Genomic DNA, 19,312 nt, shown 5'->3' with positions numbered 1-19,312 from the left:
CGTGCTCGGCGGTCGCGGCGGCGCCCCCCCCCCCCCCACCCCAACCCCCCGCCCCCCCCCCCCCCCCCCCCCCCCCCCCCCGCTCCCACATCCAGCGCCAGCCTCACCCAATGTCTGTTTATTGAGATTGCCCCGCGTGCCCGACGCCATCCTGCGCCTCGCCCTGCCTTCGCCCCTGCGCCGCCTGTTCGACTACCGCGCCCCGGCCGGGGTCCTGCGCGCCCAGTTGCAGCCGGGCATGCGCCTGCGGGTGCCGTTCGGCCGCCGGGAAATGATCGGCATCCTGGTGGAAGTCACCGACCACAGCGAAGTCCCGGCCGACAAGCTCAAACCGGCCCTGGCGCTGCTCGATGCCACGCCGCCGCTGCCCGCCTCGCTGTTCAAGTTGTGCCTGTGGACGTCCCAGTATTACCAGCACAGCTTCGGCGATACCCTGAGCTGGGCGCTGCCGGTGCTACTGCGCCAGGGCGAGCTGGCCGAGGCGCGCCAGGAGCGGTTCTGGTCGGTGGCCCCGGGGGCCTCGCTGGACGATCCGCGCATCGCTCGAGCCCCGCGCCAGCGCGAAGCCTTGGCGACCCTGGCCCAACACCCCCATGGCGTGGCCCATCAACTGCTAAGCAAACTGATGCTCAGCAAGGACAGCCTGGACCTGTTGCTGGCCAAGGACCTGGTCCAGGTGGAAATCCGCCGGCACGCCCCCGGCGCCCGCCATGAACATTGGCTGGCCCAGCCGGAACTGCCGCTCAATGCCGAGCAGCGGGCCGCTTGCGAAGCGATTCGCGCAGGTTTCGACAGTTATCACGCCTTTCTGTTGGCAGGCGTCACCGGCAGCGGCAAGACCGAAGTCTACCTGCAACTGATCCGCCAGACCCTGGAGGCCGGCAAGCAGGCCCTGGTGCTGATTCCGGAAATCAACCTCGGCCCGCAAACCCTGGCGCGCTTCGAGCAACGCTTCAATGCGCGGATCGCCCTGGTGCACTCGGCAGTCAACGACCGTGAACGCCTGGAAGCCTGGCTCGCTGCCCGCGATGGCGAGGCCGACATCATCATCGGCACCCGTTCGGCCCTGTTTACGCCGATGAAGAACCCTGGCCTGATCATCATCGACGAAGAGCACGATGGCTCTTATAAACAGCAGGAAGGCCTGCGCTATCACGCCCGCGACCTGGCATTGGTGCGCGCCCGCCAGGAAAACATCCCGATCGTGCTCGGCTCGGCCACGCCCTCGCTGGAAAGCCTGCACAACGCCTACACCGGCCGCTACGGCCTGTTGCGCCTGAACGAACGGGCCGGCGGTGCCAAGCAACCGCGTTTCCTGCGCCTGGACGTGAAAAGTCGCCCGCTGGACAGCGGTATTTCCGGACCGATGCAGCAAGCCATCGGCCAAACACTGGCCGCCGGGCAACAGGTCCTGGTGTTCCTCAATCGTCGCGGTTTTGCCCCGACCCTGCTGTGCCACGACTGCGGCTGGATGTCTGGCTGCGAACGCTGCGACGCGCGGATGACCGTGCATCAACGCCATGGCGAGCTGCGTTGCCACCATTGCGGCCACGTCGAGCGCGTGCCAAGGCATTGCCCACAGTGCGGCAAAGTGGACTTGCGCCCGGTCGGCGCCGGCACCGAACGCGCCGAAGAGCGGCTGGGCATCCTGTTTCCGGACTACCCGGTGTTGCGGGTCGACCGTGACAGCACCTCGCGCAAGGACGCGATGAACCAACTGTTCGCGACGATCCAGAAGGGTCAGCCGTGCATATTGGTGGGCACGCAGATGCTCGCCAAGGGGCATCACTTCCCACGGGTCACCCTGGTGTCGATCCTCGACGCCGATGGCGGGCTATTCTCCGGCGACTTCCGCGCCAGCGAGCGCATGGCGCAGTTGATCGTCCAGGTCGCGGGCCGGGCCGGGCGGGCCGAGGAACCGGGCAAAGTGATCATCCAGACGCACCTGGCCGATCACCCGCTGCTGATCCAACTGACCGAGCAGGGCTACTTCGCCTTCGCCGAGCAAGCCTTGAGCGAACGCCGCAGCGCCGGCCTGCCGCCCTTTGCCCACCTGGCGCTGTTGCGGGCCGAAGCCCACAAGCCGGGGCAGGCCGAAGGTTTCCTCGATGAGGCTTGCAGCGAGGCGGAGCGTCTGCTGGCAGAGCAGAGCCTCACCGGCATCGAACTCCTGGGGCCGGTGCCGGCGCCGATGGAGCGGCGAGCCGGGCGCTATCGCGCGCAACTTTTATTGCAGGCCAATGCCCGGGCGCCGCTGCATCGACTGCTGAGCGCCTGGCTACTGGTACTGGAACAGATACCCAGCGGGCGGGCGGTGCGCTGGTCGCTGGATGTGGATCCGGTGGATTTGTATTGAAAGGGTCGCAAAGCCTGGCACCTGTGGGAACGAGCTTGCTCACGATAGCGGCCTGGCATTCAACATCACGCAAGCTGACCCGCCGCCATCGCGAGCAAGCTCGCTCCCACAGAGGATTGCGTACATCCAGGCCAGCAAGAATAGTCACCACACATCCCCAACCAACCCGCTACAGTTGGCAAGCTCGCCCGCGCCACGGATAATGCCCAGTTTTTCCACCAGCGCATCGAAGCGCCGCCGCGCCTGCGGTTGAAAGAGAAGACCATGAAAGACACCATTCGCCAGCTCATCCAGCAAGCCATCACCCAACTCGTCGCTGAAGGTGTGCTGCCAGAAGGCCTGTCGCCGGCGATTCAGGTCGAGAACACCCGCGACAAGACCCACGGCGACTTCGCCAGCAACATCGCGATGATGCTCGCCAAGCCGGCCGGCATGAAACCTCGCGACCTGGCGGAAAAAATCATCGCCGCGCTGCCCGCCGACGAGAACGTCAGCAAGGCCGACATCGCCGGCCCCGGGTTCATCAATTTCTTCCAGAACACCCAGGCCCTGGCTTCGCGCCTGGACGCGGCCCTGGCCGACGAACGCATCGGCGTGCGCAAGGCCGGCCCGTTGCAGCGCACCGTCGTCGACCTCTCGGCCCCCAACCTGGCCAAGGAAATGCACGTCGGCCACCTGCGCTCGACCATCATCGGCGACGGCGTGGCCCGGGTCCTGGAGTTTCTTGGCGACACCGTGATCCGCCAGAACCACGTCGGGGACTGGGGCACCCAGTTCGGCATGCTGATGGCTTACCTCCAGGAGAACCCGATCACCAGCGACGAGCTGTCGGACCTGGAGAACTTCTACCGCGCCGCCAAGCAACGCTTCGACGAGTCGCCGGAGTTCGCCGACCGCGCCCGTGGCCTGGTGGTCAAGTTGCAGGCCGGCGATGCCGAATGCCTGGCACTGTGGACCAAGTTCAAGGACATCTCCCTGTCCCATTGCCAGAAAATCTACGAGCTGCTGAACGTCAAATTGACCATGGCCGACGTGATGGGCGAAAGCGCCTACAACGACGACCTGGTCAACGTGGTCAACGACCTCCGGGCCAAAGGCATGCTGGTGGAAAGCAACGGCGCCCAGTGCGTGTTCCTCGACCAGTTCAAGACCGCCGATGGCGAGCCGCTGCCGGTGATCATCGTCAAGGCCGACGGCGGCTACCTCTACGCCACCACCGACCTGGCGGCCGTGCGCTACCGCAACCGCGTGCTCAAGGCCGATCGGGTGCTGTATTTCGTCGACCAGCGCCAGGCCCTGCACTTCCAGCAAGTGTTCGAAGTGGCACGCCTGGCTGGTTTCGTGACCCATCCGATGGAGATGGAGCACATGGGCTTCGGCACCATGAATGGCGCCGACGGTCGTCCGTTCAAGACCCGCGACGGCGGCACGGTGAAGCTGATCGACCTGCTGACCGAAGCCCAGGACCGCGCCTACAGCCTGGTCAAGGGCAAGAACCCGGACCTGGCCGAAGACGAGCTGCGCAACATCGCCAAGGTCGTCGGTATCGACGCGGTGAAGTACGCCGACTTGTCGAAGCACCGCACCAGCGACTACAGCTTCAACTTCGACCTGATGCTCAACTTCGAAGGCAACACCGCGCCGTACCTGCTGTACGCCTACACCCGCGTGGCGGGCGTGTTCCGCAAACTCGGCAAAGGCTTCAATGAAATAGACGGCCAGATTGTGCTCGAAGCGCCGCAGGAGCAGGAGCTGGCGGCGAAACTGGCGCAGTTCGGCGAAGTGCTGAACAACGTCGCCGACAAAGGCACGCCGCACACGCTATGCGCCTACCTGTACGATGTCGCCGGCCTGTTCTCCAGCTTCTACGAGAACTGCCCGATCCTCAACGCGCAAACCCCGGAGCAAATGCAGAGCCGCCTGCGCCTCGCCGCACTGACCGGGCGCACGCTCAAGCAAGGCCTGGAACTGCTCGGCCTGGAAACCCTGGAGCGCATGTAAGTTGGCCGCCAAGAAAAAACCTGCACCCAAGCGCGGCGCCAGTCGTTACCAGGCTCCGGCCAAACAGCCGATTCCGGGCTGGTTGTGGATGGCCATCGGCCTGACCGTCGGCGCGTTCATTGTGTTTTTGATGAAGCTGGAGCCGGGCCAGGGCGATGACGTCAAGCGCGTCCGCCAAGAGCAGCAGAAAGCCACGCGCATCGCCGAGGCCAACAAGACCCCGCCGAGCCCGACGCAGCCGGTGAAGCCGAAGTACGACTTCTACACCCTGCTGCCGGAATCGGAAGTCATCGTGCCGCCCGATGCCGTGCCGGAGAAAACCCTGCCGACGCCGCAAGTGCCCCAGGTGCCCACCACACCGGTGACCCCGGCCGAAGCGGCGAAAATCGACACCGCCCGCGCCCAGGCGGCCCTGGCCGGCATCACGCCGCCACCAGCCCCGCCGGTGCAGAAAGCTGCGCCGGTGACGAAGTTCTTCCTGCAAGCCGGTTCGTTCCGCAAGGAAGCCGACGCCGACAAGGTCCGGGCGCAGATCATTCTGCTGGGCCAGTCGGTGTCGGTGGAGTCCGGTACGGTGAAGGACGAGACCTGGTACCGGGTACTGGTCGGCCCGTTCAGTAACCGCGAGGAACTGACCAAGGCCCAGAAACAATTGGCGGGCAGTGGTTTCAGCAACCTGTTGTTACAACAACGCCAAAGCCGCTGATTTTCGCTAGCCCCCTGTGGCCGGGGGCTTTTGTGGCGAGGGAGCAAGCTCCCTCGCCACAAAGAAGTCCCCTGCCAAAAACAGCGAGGGACCACTCATCCCCTCCGCACCCTTGCAGTTGAAAAAACCCACGCCACCCCCATATGAGTTCCATCCGGGCATTTTCGCCCCGCTGCGTGGAGACTCTTCCCTTGACCACCATCGTTTCAGTCCGCCGTCATGGCAAAGTCGTCATGGGCGGCGACGGCCAGGTTTCATTGGGCAACACCGTGATGAAAGGCAACGCGAAGAAAGTTCGTCGCCTGTATCACGGCGAGGTCATCGCCGGTTTCGCCGGGGCCACTGCCGACGCCTTCACGTTGTTCGAACGTTTCGAAGGCCAGCTTGAGAAACACCAGGGCCACTTGGTCCGCGCCGCCGTGGAGTTGGCCAAGGAATGGCGCACCGACCGCTCCCTGAGCCGCCTCGAAGCCATGCTCGCGGTCGCCAACAAGGACGCCTCGTTGATCATCACCGGCAACGGCGACGTCGTTGAGCCCGAGGATGGCCTGATCGCCATGGGTTCCGGCGGTGCCTACGCGCAGGCCGCGGCCAGCGCCCTGCTGAAAAAGACCGACCTGTCGGCCCGCGAGATCGTCGAGACTGCCTTGGGCATCGCCGGCGACATCTGTGTCTTCACCAATCACACCCAGACCATTGAGGAGCAGGACCTCGCGGAGTAAGCCCTTCCAGGCCCAGACTTCTGCTTGAGGACCGCCAAATACTATGTCCATGACTCCCCGCGAAATCGTCCACGAACTCAACCGCCACATCATCGGCCAGGACGATGCCAAGCGCGCCGTCGCCATCGCCCTGCGTAACCGCTGGCGCCGGATGCAGCTGCCCGAAGAGCTGCGCGTCGAAGTGACTCCCAAGAACATCCTGATGATTGGCCCGACCGGTGTCGGCAAGACCGAAATCGCCCGACGCCTGGCCAAGCTCGCCAATGCGCCGTTCATCAAGGTCGAAGCCACCAAGTTCACCGAAGTCGGTTATGTCGGCCGCGACGTCGAATCGATCATCCGTGACTTGGCCGACGCTGCGATCAAGTTGCTGCGCGAACAGGAAATCACCAAGGTCCGCCATCGCGCCGAAGACGCCGCCGAAGAACGCATCCTCGATGCGCTCCTGCCGCCAGCGCGCATGGGCTTCAACGCCGACTCCGCCGCGACACAGGATTCCAACACCCGCCAGTTGTTCCGCAAGCGCCTGCGCGAAGGCCAACTGGATGACAAGGAAATCGAGATCGAAGTGGCCGAAATGGCTGGCGTCGACATTTCCGCGCCGCCGGGCATGGAAGAAATGACCAACCAGTTGCAGAGCCTGTTTGCCAACATGGGCAAGGGCAAGAAGAAGAGCCGCAAGCTCAAGGTCAAAGAAGCGCTGAAACTGGTGCGCGACGAAGAAGCCGGTCGCCTGGTCAACGAAGAAGAATTGAAGGCCAAGGCACTGGAAGCGGTCGAGCAGCATGGCATCGTGTTTATCGATGAAATCGACAAGGTTGCCAAGCGCGGCAATGTCGGCGGCGCCGATGTGTCCCGCGAAGGTGTGCAACGCGACCTGCTGCCGCTGATCGAAGGCTGCACGGTCAACACCAAGCTGGGCATGGTCAAGACCGACCACATCCTGTTCATTGCGTCCGGTGCGTTCCACCTGAGCAAACCGAGCGACCTGGTGCCGGAGCTGCAGGGTCGCCTGCCGATCCGTGTCGAACTCAAGGCGCTGACGCCGGAAGACTTCGAGCGCATCCTCAGCGAGCCCCATGCGTCCCTGACCGAACAGTACTGCGCGCTGCTCAAGACCGAAGGCCTGAACATCGAGTTCACGCCAGAAGGCATCAAGCGCCTGGCCCAGATCGCCTGGCAGGTCAACGAGAAGACCGAGAACATCGGCGCCCGTCGCCTGCACACGCTGCTCGAACGCTTGCTCGAGGAAGTGTCGTTCAGCGCCGGCGACCTGGCCAGCGCCCACAACGAAGCGCCGATTCTTATCGACGCCGAGTACGTCAACAGCCACCTGGGTGAACTGGCGCAGAACGAAGACCTGTCGCGGTATATCCTGTAAGCCACCGACAGGTTCCCCGGACCTGTGGGAGCGAGCTTGCTCGCGATGGCGGCATAACAGTCAGCCCATGTGTTGACTGTCAAACCGCTATCGCGAGCAAGCTCGCTCCCACATGGCCCGCGTCGTTTCGCAGATCAACGCGTCCTTCAGAGACGGATCACAGCCCATGACCAAACTCCCCACCGCCATCAACCTGCACAAAGCCTCCAAGACCCTGACGCTCAAATACGCGCCGGACGAGGAGTACCATCTGCCCGCCGAGTTCCTGCGGGTTCACTCGCCTTCCGCCGAGGTCCAGGGCCACGGCAAACCCATCCTGCAATACGGCAAGCTCAACGTTGCCCTGACCAAGGTCGAACCCGCCGGCCAGTACGCACTGAAACTGACCTTCGACGACGGCCACGACAGCGGTTTGTTCACCTGGGACTACCTCTACCAGTTGGCGGTGCGCCAGCAAGACTTGTGGAACGATTATCTTGACGAACTCAAGGCCGCCGGAAAAACCCGCGATCCGAACGAGTCCGTCGTCAAGCTGATGCTCTAACTCAAGGGCTGGCGCTTTAGGGCGAATTTTCTAGACTCATCTGCTTGAATGCCCGCGCAGCAACGTCAATGACTGGCCTGCTTGCGAAAAAAATTAAACTCGGGTAACCAATGGAGCTGGCAAGTTCCCTGCAAAGGAACCGGCGAGTTCCTGGCACACGTTTCCTCATTGCCCTCGATGCGGAATTTATGGTCACCCCGAGCAGCGTACCTGGTATTGGCCTTGCGGCTTCATGGCACGATCCCGGTACTCGTCTGAAGGACAATGGAGCGTCGTAGATGAGCAACAAGAACAACGATGAGTTGAAGTACCAAGCCTCGGAAAACACCCTGGGCTTGAATCCCGTCGTCGGCTTGCGCAGGAAAGACCTGCTGGCCTCTGCCCGGATGGTGCTGACCCAGGCCATCAAGCAACCACTGCACAGCGTCAAGCACGTCGCCCATTTCGGCGTCGAGCTCAAGAACGTCCTGTTCGGCAAGTCCGGGCTGCAACCGGCCGGCGACGATCGTCGCTTCGCCGACCCGGCGTGGAGCCAGAACCCACTCTACAAACGTTACCTGCAAACCTACCTGGCGTGGCGCAAGGAGCTGCACGCCTGGATCGACGACAGCAACCTCCCGCCCGCGGACATCAGCCGCGGGCATTTCGTGATCAACCTGATGACCGAAGCCATGGCCCCGACCAACTCGGCGGCCAACCCGGCGGCGGTCAAGCGCTTCTTCGAAACCGGCGGCAAGAGCCTGCTCGACGGGCTGTCCCACCTGGCCAAGGATATCGTGCACAACGGTGGGATGCCGAGCCAGGTGAACATGGGCGCGTTCGAGGTCGGCAAGAGCCTGGGCGTGACCGAAGGCGCCGTGGTGTTTCGCAACGACGTGCTGGAGCTGATCCAGTACCGGCCCATCACCGAGCAGGTCCACGAGCGACCGCTGCTGGTGGTGCCACCACAGATCAACAAGTTCTACGTCTTCGACCTGAGCCCGGACAAGAGCCTGGCGCGCTTCTGCCTGCGCAGCAACGTACAAACGTTCATTGTCAGCTGGCGCAACCCCACCAAGGCGCAGCGCGAGTGGGGCCTGTCGACCTACATCGAGGCGCTCAAGGAAGCGGTGGACGTGGTCACGGCCATCACCGGCAGCAAGGACGTGAACATGCTCGGCGCCTGCTCCGGCGGCATCACCTGCACCGCGCTGCTGGGCCATTACGCCGCCCTCGGCGAGAAAAAGGTCAATGCCCTGACCTTGCTGGTGAGTGTGCTCGACACCACCCTGGACACCGACGTGGCGCTGTTCGTCGATGAGCAGACCCTGGAAGCGGCCAAGCGCCACTCCTACCAGGCCGGCGTACTCGAGGGCCGCGACATGGCCAAGGTCTTTGCCTGGATGCGCCCCAACGACCTGATCTGGAACTACTGGGTCAACAATTACCTGTTGGGCAACGAACCGCCTGTGTTCGACATCCTGTTCTGGAACAACGACACCACACGGCTGCCGGCGGCGTTCCACGGCGACCTCATCGAAATGTTCAAGAACAATCCACTGATCCGCCCCAACGCATTGGAAGTGTGCGGCACGCCCATCGACCTCAAGCAGGTCACCGCCGACATCTTCTCCCTGGCCGGCACCAACGACCACATCACGCCATGGAAGTCCTGCTACAAGTCCGCGCAATTGTTCGGTGGCAAGGTGGAGTTCGTGTTGTCCAGCAGCGGTCATATCCAGAGCATTCTCAACCCGCCCGGCAACCCCAAGTCGCGCTACATGACCGGCGAGGACATGCCGGCCAAGGCCGAGGACTGGCAGGAAAACTCCACCAAGCACACCGACTCCTGGTGGCTGCACTGGCAAGCCTGGCAGGCCGAGCGCTCGGGCAAACTGAAAAAGGCCCCGACCGTGCTGGGCAACAAGGCCTACCCGGCCGGTGAAGCGGCGCCCGGCACCTATGTGCATGAGCGGTAATGGATGCAACTCGTCTGCTGGGGCGTGGGCTTGCTCACGAATGCACTCCGGCAGCCGACATGGACATGTAAGGCCCACAGCGCTGGCGAACGCAAACTCATGTTCACAGCAGATCCAATGTGGGAGCGAGCTTGCTCGCGATGACGGTGTGTCAGCACATATGGATGCTGGATGTACCGCTGCCATCGCGAGCAAGCTCGCTCCCACAGGGATCGGGGGAAAAATGAAAGACAGCGACCCAACCCACAGGGCTTGAAGCATGCCGCAACCGTACATCTTCCGTACCGTCGATCTGGATGGCCAGACCTTGCGCACCGCGGTACGTCCCGGCAAGCCTCACTTGACGCCATTGCTGATTTTCAACGGCATCGGCGCCAACCTGGAGCTGGTGTTCCCGTTCATCCAGGCCCTGGACCCGGACCTGGAAGTCATCGCCTTTGACGTGCCTGGCGTCGGCGGCTCATCGACGCCCAACCGGCCGTATCGCTTTCCGGGCCTGGCCAAACTCACCGCGCGGATGCTCGATTATCTCGACTACGGGCAGGTCAACGTGATCGGCGTGTCCTGGGGGGGCGCCCTGGCCCAGCAGTTCGCCTACGACTACCCGGAGCGCTGCAAGAAGCTGGTATTGGCGGCCACGGCGGCCGGGGCGGTGATGGTGCCGGGCAAACCGAAGGTGCTGTGGATGATGGCCAGCCCCCGGCGCTATGTTCAACCGTCCCACGTGATGCGTATCGCGCCACTGATCTATGGTGGTTCGTTCCGCCGCGACCCGAGCCTGGCGGCCAGCCACGCAGCCAAGGTGCGTTCGGCGGGCAAGCTCGGTTATTACTGGCAACTGTTCGCCGGCCTGGGCTGGACCAGCATCCACTGGCTGCACAAGATCCACCAGCCGACCCTGGTGCTGGCCGGCGATGACGACCCGCTGATTCCATTGATCAACATGCGCATGCTGGCCTGGCGCATTCCCAACGCCCAATTGCACATCATCGATGACGGTCATCTGTTCCTGATCACCCGGGCCGAGGCGGTGGCGCCGATCATCATGAAATTCCTGGAGGAAGAACGTCAGCGCGCGGTGATGCATCCGCATCCCTCGCCGCTGGGCGGTGGCTGAAACCGCCCATTAGCGCCTGGCAGGACGCCGGATTGCGCAGCAACCCGAAACAGCGACTATGTTGTCTGGTTCGGTGTGTTTGTTTTTAGCCTGATGACGAAGGAGTTGACTCATGCGCGACAAACCGGCGAAGGGTTCCATGCCCGCACCTGCCAGTTTCATCAACGCACAAAGTGCGGTCACCGGACTGCGTGGCAGGGACCTGCTGTCCACCTTGCGCAGCGTGGCCGTACACGGCTTGCGCAACCCGGTGCACAGTGCCCGGCATGCGTTGAAACTGGGCAGTCAGTTGGGCCGTGTGCTGCTGGGCGAGACCCTTCACCCCACCAACCCCAACGACCCGCGTTTCGCCGATCCCACCTGGCAGCTCAACCCCTTCTATCGCCGTAGTTTGCAGGCCTACCTGAGTTGGCAAAAACAGGTCAAGAGCTGGATCGACGAAAGCGACATGAACGAGGACGACCGCGCCCGCGCCCACTTCGCCTTTGCCCTGCTCAACGACGCCGTAGCGCCGTCCAATACCTTGCTCAACCCGCTGGCGGTCAAGGAGCTGTTCAACTCCGGTGGCTCCAGCCTGGTCCGCGGCATCAGCCACCTGGTGGACGACCTGCTGCACAACGACGGCTTGCCGCGCCAAACCACGCCCCACGCCTTTGAGGTCGGCAAGACCCTGGCGACCACACCCGGCGCGGTGGTGTTTCGCAACGAACTGCTCGAACTGATCCAGTACCGGCCCATGAGCGAAAAGCAGTACGCCAAGCCATTGCTGATCGTCCCGCCGCAGATCAACAAGTTCTACATCTTCGACCTCAGCCCCTCCAACAGCTTTGTCCAGTACGCCCTGAAAAACGGTTTGCAGGTCTTCATCATCAGTTGGCGCAACCCGGACGTACGCCACCGCGAATGGGGCCTGTCCAGCTATGTCGAGGCCACCGAAGAGGCGATGAATGTGTGCCGGGCGATCACTGGCGCTCGCGAGGTCAACCTGGTGGGCGCCTGCGCCGGTGGCATGACCATCGCCGCCCTGCAAGGCCACCTGCAAGCCAAGCGCCAGCTACGCCGGGTCGCCAGCGCCACGTACCTGGTGAGCCTGCTGGACAGCCAGATCGACAGCCCGGCCACGCTGTTCATCGACGAGCAGACCCTCGAAGCCGCCAAGCGCCGCTCCTACCAGAAGGGCATCCTCGATGGTCGCGACATGGCCCGCGTGTTCGCCTGGATGCGCCCCAACGACCTGATCTGGACCTACTTCATCAACAACTACCTGCTGGGCAAGGAGCCGCCAGCCTTCGACATCCTCTACTGGAACAACGACTGCACGCGGCTGCCGGCGGCCTACCACGGCGACCTGCTGGACTTCTTCAAGCACAACCCACTGACCCATCCCGGCGGCCTGGAAGTGTGCGGCACGCCCATCGACCTGCAAAAAGTGACGGTGGACAGCTTCAGCGTGGGCGGTATCAACGACCACATCACGCCTTGGGACGCGGTGTATCGCTCGACCCTCCTGCTGGGGGGCGAAAAACGCTTCGTGCTCTCCAACAGCGGCCATGTCCAGAGCATCCTCAACCCGCCAGGCAACCCCAAGGCCAACTACATCGAAAGCGCGAAACTGAGCAGCGACCCGCGAGCCTGGTACTACGACGCCACGCACGTCGAAGGCAGCTGGTGGACGCAATGGCTGGGCTGGATCCAGGCACGCTCCGGCGCCCAGCACGAAACCCAGATGACCTTGGGCAACGTTAATTACCCGCCGCTGGACGCCGCCCCTGGAACCTATGTTCGCGTGCGCTGAAGGCCTCACGCCACGGCCAGGCGCTTGGCCGTGGCACGACTTGACCATTAAGAAGACCGGATGAAAACCCGCGACCGCATCCTTGAATGTGCCCTGCAATTATTCAACGAAAAGGGCGAGCCGAACGTATCGACCATGGAAGTTGCCAACGAAATTGGCATCAGCCCAGGCAACCTCTACTACCACTTCCATGGCAAGGAACCGCTGATCCTGGGGCTGTTCGAGCGCTTCCAGAGCGAGCTGGCGCCGCTGCTGGACCCTCCGGCGGACGCACAGTTGGCACCGGAAGACTACTGGCTGTTCCTGCACTTGATCGTCGAGCGCCTGGCCCAGTACCGGTTTCTGTTCCAGGACCTGTCCAACCTGGCCGGACGCCTGCCAAAGCTGGCCAAGGGCATCCGCCAGTTGCTCAACGCCCTGAAGCGAACCCTCGCCTCACTGCTGGCGCAACTCAAGGCGCAGGAGCTGCTGGTCAGCGATACCCAGGCCCTGGGGCAGTTGGTGGAGCAGATCACCATGACCCTGCTGTTCTCCCTGGACTATCAGCGGATCCTGGATCGTGAGGGCGAGGTTCGATTGGTGGTCTACCAGATCATGATGCTGGTGGCCCCGCACCTGCCGCCTGCGACCAAAGTGGCGACCGAACGATTGGCGCTGCGATACCTGGAAGAGCACGACTAACCACGGGCAGGGGCAGGGGCAGGGGCAGGTCCATTGTGGGAGCGAGCTTGCTCCGGGCGGCGATCCGACGATGACTGCGGCACCTCCAACATCAATGTGGCTGACCCACCGCTATCGCGAGCAAGCTCGCTCCCACAGGTTGACCTGCGTACAAATAAAAAAGCCCGGCCTACATAGACCGGGCATTTTTGTCAGCCCTGGATATCAGGACTGGGTAGATGGCGGCGTTGGAGCCTGCGCCGGTGCTGGAGTGGCGACCGGGGTCGGAGCCGCGGCGGAGTTCGTCGTGGTCGCGGTTGCCGGTTTGGCGGCCGCGGTGGGTGCCTTGGGTGCGGCAGCTTTTGGCGCGGCCGGTTTTTTCACGGCAGGCTTTTTCGCCGCAGCTGGTTTGGCCGCCGCTTTTGCCGCAGGCTTGGCAGCGGGTTTAGCCGCTGGTTTAGCCGCAGCAGGTTTAGCTGCTGCCGTCTTGGCCGCCGGTTTGGCTGCAGGTTTTGCAGCGGGCTTGGCAGCCGCTTTCGCCGCTACCGGTTTGGCTGCCGCCTTGGCAGCGGGTTTGGCCGCTGCGGTTTTAGCCGCTGGCTTGGCCGCTGCTTTCACCGCAGGTTTGGCAGCGGGTTTTGCCGCTGCCTTGGCCAGTGGCTTGGCTGCCGTTTTAGCGGCCGGCTTGGCCGCCGCCGTCTTGGTCGCCACCGGTGCGACTTTGGCGCCGGTGAGTTTTTCGATCTGCTTGGTCAGTGTGTCGACCTTGCTGTGCAGCGCCTTGACTTCATTACGGCTCGGCACGCCCAGGCGGGAGATCGCACTGTTCAGGCGCTTGTCGAAAGCCCCCTCCAGTTCGTCCCATTTGCCCAGCGCACGATCTTTCACGCCGCCGATTCGCGACTTGGCGGACTCGGCAGAGTCCTTGGCTGCATCGACTTGTTTGCCGACCGCCGTCTTGGTGAGTTTTTCGGCCTTTTCGCCGTCCTTAACCAGAGACTCGAAGAGCTTGCTGCCGTCAGTGTCGATCTTCGAGTACACGCCTAAACCAGCCAGCCAGATTTTGCGGGAATACTTTTCAATCTTCCCGGCCCACGAGCTGCCTTCTTTTTCTGTGATTTTTTTACCAGCCATCCCGTTCTCCTTAATGTTTACGCGCGACACGTTCGAGCAATGCTGTCAGCTCATCGAGCTTAGCAGAGAGTGCCTCAACGTCATGTTTAGACGGAATGCCGATACGATTCAAGGCACTTGCAACACGGGCATCGAATACCTTCTCGACTTTATCGAGTTGTACTTCAACCCGGGCCTTGAAAGTATTGACGTCGGTCTTGGCTTCAATCAATTCGCTGTTGGCCGCTTCAAGTTTCCCGGCAATTTTCTTTTTGCCTTTGGTTTCAATAACTTCGCCAGCTTTTACCAACTCTTGAAAATACTCGCCGCCTTCCTGGCCGACCTTCGTGTAGGCGCCCAGACCCGCCAGCCAGATCTTGCGCGCGTACGTTTTCACGTCGCCGAGCGTGGAAGATTCAACGTCGGTTTTTTTCTTCAGGATAACTTTGGCCATGGTGCACCTCACTCGAAAAAGGTTTGAGGAACTGCCCGCACAGGGACGGGCTCAGGCACAAAGTAGTGACAATAATTAGAAACGGCACCCTAACAACTGACACATATTCCGAAGGCGATGACTGCCATTGTGGGAGCGAGCTTGCTCGCGATGGCGGAGTGTCAGCCAAGCTTGATGTGACTGAACCAATGCAATCGCGAGCAAGCTCGCTCCCACAGGGTTGGGTGGTGAACCTTAATTTGCATTCGCCACCCTTCGGTCAATCAAGCCAACGCCTTATCCAGCGCCTTTTCGATTTCGCCTTTGATCGTGCCGCTCATGGCCGACATCAACATGCCCAGCTCCACGTCGACGCGGATCGAATCCTCGCCCACGTGCACTTCGCCCTTGACCCCGGAACGCTTGAGTTTCAGGGTATCGCCCACCCACTGCGGCTCCAGGCCATAGCTGTCGGACAACTTCTGCGCCAGCTTGTCGGCCTTCTCTCGCGCCGCTTCCTTGCCCAGGCCATGGGCACGTTCAACCGTTATACGGGCCATCGGATGACTCCTGTTTTATCGGGACTTGCCTGAACGTTTCAAACCCTGGCTGCGTCAAAACGTCCCGGCGGTTGCCCATCTTACCTTCAGCCTTGCCAAGACAAAGCCCTCCACCGGGATTAGAATGTCCCGCATTCTTTTTTGGTGACCGCGATATGACTGATCAGCGCAAAGGCAGCGATGCCGAACCCACCACTCACTTCGGCTTCAAGAACGTGCCGGAAAGCCAGAAGGCGGAAAAAGTCGCCGAGGTTTTTCACTCCGTAGCCGCCAAGTACGACTTGATGAACGACCTGCTCTCGGGCGGCATGCACCGCCTCTGGAAGCGTTTCGCGATCGAGCTGTCGGGCGTGCGCAGCGGTAACCGCGTGCTGGACATCGCCGGCGGCACGGGCGACCTGACGAAGAAGTTCTCCCACATCGTCGGGCCGACCGGCCAGGTGGTCCTGGCCGATATCAACGAATCCATGCTCAAGGTCGGTCGCGACCGCCTGCTGGACCTGGGTGTGGCCGGCAATGTTGAATTCGTCCAGGCCGACGCTGAAAAGCTGCCGTTCCCCGACAACCATTTCGACTGCGTGACCATCGCTTTCGGCCTGCGCAACGTCACCCACAAGGAAGACGCCCTGCGTTCGATGCTGCGCGTGCTCAAGCCCGGCGGTCGCCTGCTGGTGCTGGAGTTCTCCAAGCCAACCAACGCGCTGATGTCCAAGGCCTATGACGCCTACTCGTTCGCCTTCATGCCGCTGATGGGCAAGCTGATCACCAATGACTCGGAAAGCTACCGCTACCTGGCCGAATCGATCCGCATGCACCCGAACCAGGAAACCCTGAAGTCGATGATGGTCGAGGCCGGTTTCGACCGCGTGACCTACCACAACATGACCGCAGGCATCGTCGCCCTGCATCGCGGTATCAAGCCCTGATGTTGCTCACCGGCCTGCTCGCCAGCGTCGAACTCGGCCTCAACCGGGTGCTGCGCCTGGACAGCACGGCGCTCCCGCGCCTGGCGCACTTGAGCGGCAAAGTCATCGCCGTCGACTGCCGTAGCCCGGCGTTGCGGTTGTTCATCCTGCCCAGCGACGAAGGCCTGATGCTCGCCGCCCACTGGGAAGCCGAAGTGGACTGCACGCTGCGCGCCCCGGCGTCGAGCCTGCTGAACCTGGCCCTGGGCAAGGACAAGAGCGCGGTGCTGCACAGCCCCGACGTCGAGCTCGACGGCGACAGCGGCGTACTGCTGGAACTGGCGGCGATTCTCCAGGACCTGGAGCTGGACTGGGAATACGAAGTGTCCCGTTGGATCGGCCCGGTGGCGACCCAGCTGCTCAGCGGCCATTTGAACAGCCGCCGCCGCTGGTATCGCCAGGGCTTCGCCAGCCTGGGACAGAATCTGAGTGAATACCTGGCCGAAGAATCGCGTACCCTCGTAGGCCAACGCGAGGCCCAGGCCCGTTTTGATGAACTGGACCAGGTCAAGCTTGACCTGGAACGCCTCGAGGCGCGTTTCGAGCGCCTTTCCCGATCCCTTGAAACCAAGCGATAACGCATGAAGCTGCTTGCCGTCCGCCGTTTGTTGCGCATCCAGCGCGTCGTGATCCGCTACCGCCTCGATGACCTGCTGTTCGCGTTGCCGTTGCCCTGGTTTCTCCTGGCGCTGCGCTTCGTGCTGCCGTGGCGCTGGTTTCCCCGGCGAACCCTGGACCTGACGCGCGGCGCGCGCTTGCGCCTGGCTCTGCAGGACCTGGGACCGATCTTCATCAAGTTCGGGCAGATCCTCTCGACCCGTCGCGACCTGTTGCCCGAAGACATCGCCGACGAGCTGATGTTGCTGCAAGACCGCGTGCCGCCGTTCGATTCCAAGCTGTCGGTGGCGCTGATCGAGGAACAGCTGGGCAAGAAGATCAGCGAAGTCTTCAGCCGTTTCGATGTCGAGCCCCTGGCCTCGGCTTCCGTGGCCCAGGTTCACGCCGCGCAACTCAAGAGCGGCGAAGAAGTGGTGGTCAAGGTCATTCGCCCGGGCCTCAAGCCGATCATCGCCCAGGACCTGGCGTGGCTGTTCATTCTCGCCCGTGCCGCCGAGCGGCTGTCGGCCGATGCCCGCCTGCTGCACCCGGTGGACGTGGTCCAGGATTACGAAAAAACCATCTACGACGAACTCGACCTGCTGCGCGAGGCCGCCAACGCCAGCCAGTTGCGCCGCAACTTCGAGGGCTCGCCGCTGCTCTATGTGCCGCAAGTCTATTGGGACTGGTGCCGGCCGAAAGTATTGGTGATGGAGCGCATCTACGGCATCCAGGTGACTGACCTGGCGACCTTGGCCGACCAGCGCACTGACATGAAATTGCTGGCCGAGCGCGGCGTGGAAATTTTCTTCACCCAGGTGTTTCGCGACAGTTTCTTCCACGCCGACATGCACCCGGGCAACATCTTCGTCAGCACCGTGCAGCCATGGAGCCCGCAATACATTGCCATCGACTGCGGCATCGTCGGCAGCCTGACCCCTGAGGACCAGGACTACCTGGCACGCAACCTGTTCGCCTTCTTCAAGCGTGACTACCGTCGCGTCGCCCAACTGCACATCGATTCAGGCTGGGTGCCGGCCGAGACCAAGCTCAACGAATTCGAAGCGGCGATCCGTACCGTGTGCGAACCGATCTTCGAAAAACCGTTAAAAGATATTTCCTTCGGCCAGGTACTGATGCGCCTGTTCCAGACTGCACGTCGCTTCAACATGGAGGTCCAGCCGCAGTTGGTGCTGTTGCAGAAAACCCTGCTGAACATTGAGGGTCTGGGCCGTCAGCTGTACCCGGACCTCGACCTGTGGAACACCGCCCAACCGTTCCTCGAACGCTGGATGCGCGAGCGCGTCAGCCCGCGAACCTTGCTGGGCAACGTGCAGAGCCAGTTCGAGCAGATCCCGCACCTGGCCAACATGACCCGCGACCTGCTCGAACGCATGTCCCAGCCCCACGCCCACGACCCGGCGCCCCCGTGGCACCGACGCAAGGACGACTGGCTGTTGCGCCTGCTTGGCGCGGCTCACCTGGGTGGCGGCGCGGTGCTGGCGACCGGCGGGCCGCTGAGCCAACTGGGCCACTGGCCGGCCGGTATCATGGTGGTGGTCGGTCTGTATCTGGTCGTTCGTCGATAGCCAGCACCGGTTCACGCTGGCACACTGTTTCAACGCTGGGCCCGCCGATTCCAGGTGCGCGGCCCATGGTCGGAGTCAACGATGAAAAACTGGCAGGACGAGATCAAGTGGGACGCTGACGGCCTGGTGCCGGCCATCGCCCAGGACCACAAGACCGGGCGCGTATTGATGATGGCCTGGATGAACCGCGAAGCACTGGCCCTGACCGCTGCCGAGGACCGCGCCATCTATTGGTCACGTTCCCGTGGCAAGCTGTGGCGCAAGGGAGAAGAGTCCGGCCACGTGCAGCACCTGCATGAGATGCGCCTGGACTGCGACGGCGACGTCATCATCCTGATGGTCGAACAGGTCGGCGAGATTGCCTGCCACACCGGCCGTCAAAGCTGCTTTTATCGCGTCTTCGAGAACGGCGACTGGAAAACCGTCGACCCGGTGCTCAAGGACCCGCATGCCATTTATTCAGGACATACCCATGAGTGACACCCTGACCCGCCTGGCCCAGGTGCTGGAAGAGCGCAAGGGCGCCGCGGCTGACAGTTCCTATGTCGCCAGCCTTTACCACAAGGGCTTGAACAAGATTCTGGAGAAAGTCGGCGAAGAGTCGGTCGAGACCATCATCGCAGCCAAGGACGCCGCCATCAGCGGCGACTGCAGCGACGTAATCTACGAGACCGCCGACCTGTGGTTCCACAGCCTGGTCATGCTGGCCCAACTGGGGCAGCATCCGCAGGCCGTACTGGATGAACTGGACCGTCGTTTCGGTCTGTCCGGGCACGTCGAGAAAGCCTCGCGCCCGTCCGCCTGATCAACTTTTG

Annotated in this window: 17 protein-coding genes and 1 pseudogene; 15 read left to right on the top strand and 3 right to left on the bottom strand. The window is 62.6% G+C overall.

What is annotated here, in order from left to right; translation table 11 throughout:
* Positions 1-136 precede the first annotated feature (136 nt).
* From ACIPQ1_RS18120 to ACIPQ1_RS18075, 10 genes are all read left to right on the top strand, one after another.
* Entirely contained in the window at positions 137-2,356 is a 2,220-nt protein-coding gene (locus ACIPQ1_RS18120) for a primosomal protein N' (RefSeq protein ID WP_411386268.1), read from the top strand.
* Between the two features lie 264 nt (positions 2,357-2,620).
* The gene (argS, locus tag ACIPQ1_RS18115; RefSeq protein WP_411386267.1) at positions 2,621-4,357 is read left to right on the top strand and encodes an arginine--tRNA ligase; all 1,737 of its coding nucleotides are present in this window, start codon (positions 2,621-2,623) and stop codon (positions 4,355-4,357) included.
* A 1-nt stretch (position 4,358) separates the two neighbouring features.
* Positions 4,359-5,063: an SPOR domain-containing protein gene (locus ACIPQ1_RS18110; RefSeq protein ID WP_446534550.1), complete on the top strand. Its 705-nt coding sequence runs from the start codon at positions 4,359-4,361 to the stop codon at positions 5,061-5,063.
* Positions 5,064-5,254: 191 nt separating this feature from the next.
* Positions 5,255-5,785, top strand: coding sequence for an ATP-dependent protease subunit HslV (gene hslV, locus ACIPQ1_RS18105; RefSeq protein ID WP_003196958.1), 531 nt, complete (start codon positions 5,255-5,257; stop codon positions 5,783-5,785).
* 43 nt (positions 5,786-5,828) lie between these two features.
* A complete protein-coding gene (gene hslU / locus ACIPQ1_RS18100; RefSeq protein ID WP_411386266.1) occupies positions 5,829-7,166 on the top strand; it encodes an ATP-dependent protease ATPase subunit HslU in 1,338 nt (445 codons plus the stop codon).
* A 166-nt stretch (positions 7,167-7,332) separates the two neighbouring features.
* Positions 7,333-7,710 carry a gamma-butyrobetaine hydroxylase-like domain-containing protein gene (locus ACIPQ1_RS18095; RefSeq protein WP_207962976.1) on the top strand — a complete coding sequence of 126 codons (378 nt, stop codon included), beginning with the start codon at positions 7,333-7,335 and terminating at the stop codon, positions 7,708-7,710.
* A gap of 278 nt (positions 7,711-7,988) precedes the next feature.
* The gene (gene phaC, locus ACIPQ1_RS18090; protein WP_411386265.1) at positions 7,989-9,668 is read left to right on the top strand and encodes a class II poly(R)-hydroxyalkanoic acid synthase; all 1,680 of its coding nucleotides are present in this window, start codon (positions 7,989-7,991) and stop codon (positions 9,666-9,668) included.
* 259 nt (positions 9,669-9,927) lie between these two features.
* Positions 9,928-10,785 (top strand): poly(3-hydroxyalkanoate) depolymerase, encoded by an 858-nt coding sequence (gene phaZ / locus ACIPQ1_RS18085; RefSeq protein WP_003186648.1) that lies wholly within the window; start codon positions 9,928-9,930, stop codon positions 10,783-10,785.
* Positions 10,786-10,897: 112 nt separating this feature from the next.
* Positions 10,898-12,580, top strand: coding sequence for a class II poly(R)-hydroxyalkanoic acid synthase (gene phaC, locus ACIPQ1_RS18080; protein WP_446534549.1), 1,683 nt, complete (start codon positions 10,898-10,900; stop codon positions 12,578-12,580).
* A gap of 60 nt (positions 12,581-12,640) precedes the next feature.
* Positions 12,641-13,261: a TetR/AcrR family transcriptional regulator gene (locus ACIPQ1_RS18075; protein ID WP_411386263.1), complete on the top strand. Its 621-nt coding sequence runs from the start codon at positions 12,641-12,643 to the stop codon at positions 13,259-13,261.
* Between the two features lie 204 nt (positions 13,262-13,465).
* Here ACIPQ1_RS18075 and ACIPQ1_RS18070 read toward each other — a convergent pair whose 3' ends face one another.
* From ACIPQ1_RS18070 to ACIPQ1_RS18060, 3 genes are all read right to left on the bottom strand, one after another.
* Positions 13,466-14,374, bottom strand: coding sequence for a phasin family protein (locus ACIPQ1_RS18070; RefSeq protein ID WP_411386262.1), 909 nt, complete (start codon positions 14,372-14,374; stop codon positions 13,466-13,468).
* A 10-nt stretch (positions 14,375-14,384) separates the two neighbouring features.
* Positions 14,385-14,807: a phasin family protein gene (locus tag ACIPQ1_RS18065; RefSeq protein WP_411386261.1), complete on the bottom strand. Its 423-nt coding sequence runs from the start codon at positions 14,805-14,807 to the stop codon at positions 14,385-14,387.
* Between the two features lie 263 nt (positions 14,808-15,070).
* On the bottom strand, positions 15,071-15,346 hold the full coding sequence (locus ACIPQ1_RS18060) for a polyhydroxyalkanoic acid system family protein (RefSeq protein WP_053117622.1): 276 nt from the start codon (positions 15,344-15,346) through the stop codon (positions 15,071-15,073).
* 155 nt (positions 15,347-15,501) lie between these two features.
* Between ACIPQ1_RS18060 and ubiE the strand changes: the two genes are divergently transcribed.
* The 5 genes and pseudogenes from ubiE (at position 15,502) to ACIPQ1_RS18035 (ending at position 19,302) form a co-directional block, all read left to right on the top strand.
* A complete protein-coding gene (gene ubiE / locus ACIPQ1_RS18055; protein WP_003196937.1) occupies positions 15,502-16,272 on the top strand; it encodes a bifunctional demethylmenaquinone methyltransferase/2-methoxy-6-polyprenyl-1,4-benzoquinol methylase UbiE in 771 nt (256 codons plus the stop codon).
* Positions 16,272-16,896: pseudogene (locus ACIPQ1_RS18050) on the top strand (ubiquinone biosynthesis accessory factor UbiJ). The gene ubiE and the pseudogene ACIPQ1_RS18050 overlap by 1 nt, the downstream one beginning before the upstream one ends.
* Positions 16,893-18,497 carry a ubiquinone biosynthesis regulatory protein kinase UbiB gene (ubiB, locus tag ACIPQ1_RS18045; RefSeq protein ID WP_411386260.1) on the top strand — a complete coding sequence of 535 codons (1,605 nt, stop codon included), beginning with the start codon at positions 16,893-16,895 and terminating at the stop codon, positions 18,495-18,497. The pseudogene ACIPQ1_RS18050 and the gene ubiB overlap by 4 nt, the downstream one beginning before the upstream one ends.
* An 81-nt stretch (positions 18,498-18,578) precedes the next feature.
* Entirely contained in the window at positions 18,579-18,977 is a 399-nt protein-coding gene (gene hisI / locus ACIPQ1_RS18040) for a phosphoribosyl-AMP cyclohydrolase (protein WP_446534548.1), read from the top strand.
* Positions 18,970-19,302 carry a phosphoribosyl-ATP diphosphatase gene (locus ACIPQ1_RS18035; RefSeq protein WP_003186671.1) on the top strand — a complete coding sequence of 111 codons (333 nt, stop codon included), beginning with the start codon at positions 18,970-18,972 and terminating at the stop codon, positions 19,300-19,302. The genes hisI and ACIPQ1_RS18035 overlap by 8 nt, the downstream gene beginning before the upstream one ends.
* Positions 19,303-19,312: the final 10 nt, after the last annotated feature.

The organism is Pseudomonas sp. LARHCG127 (genome assembly GCF_052871455.1).
The sequence above is the reverse complement of the archived record's forward strand: the minus strand, read 5'-3'. Positions and strand labels throughout refer to the sequence as shown.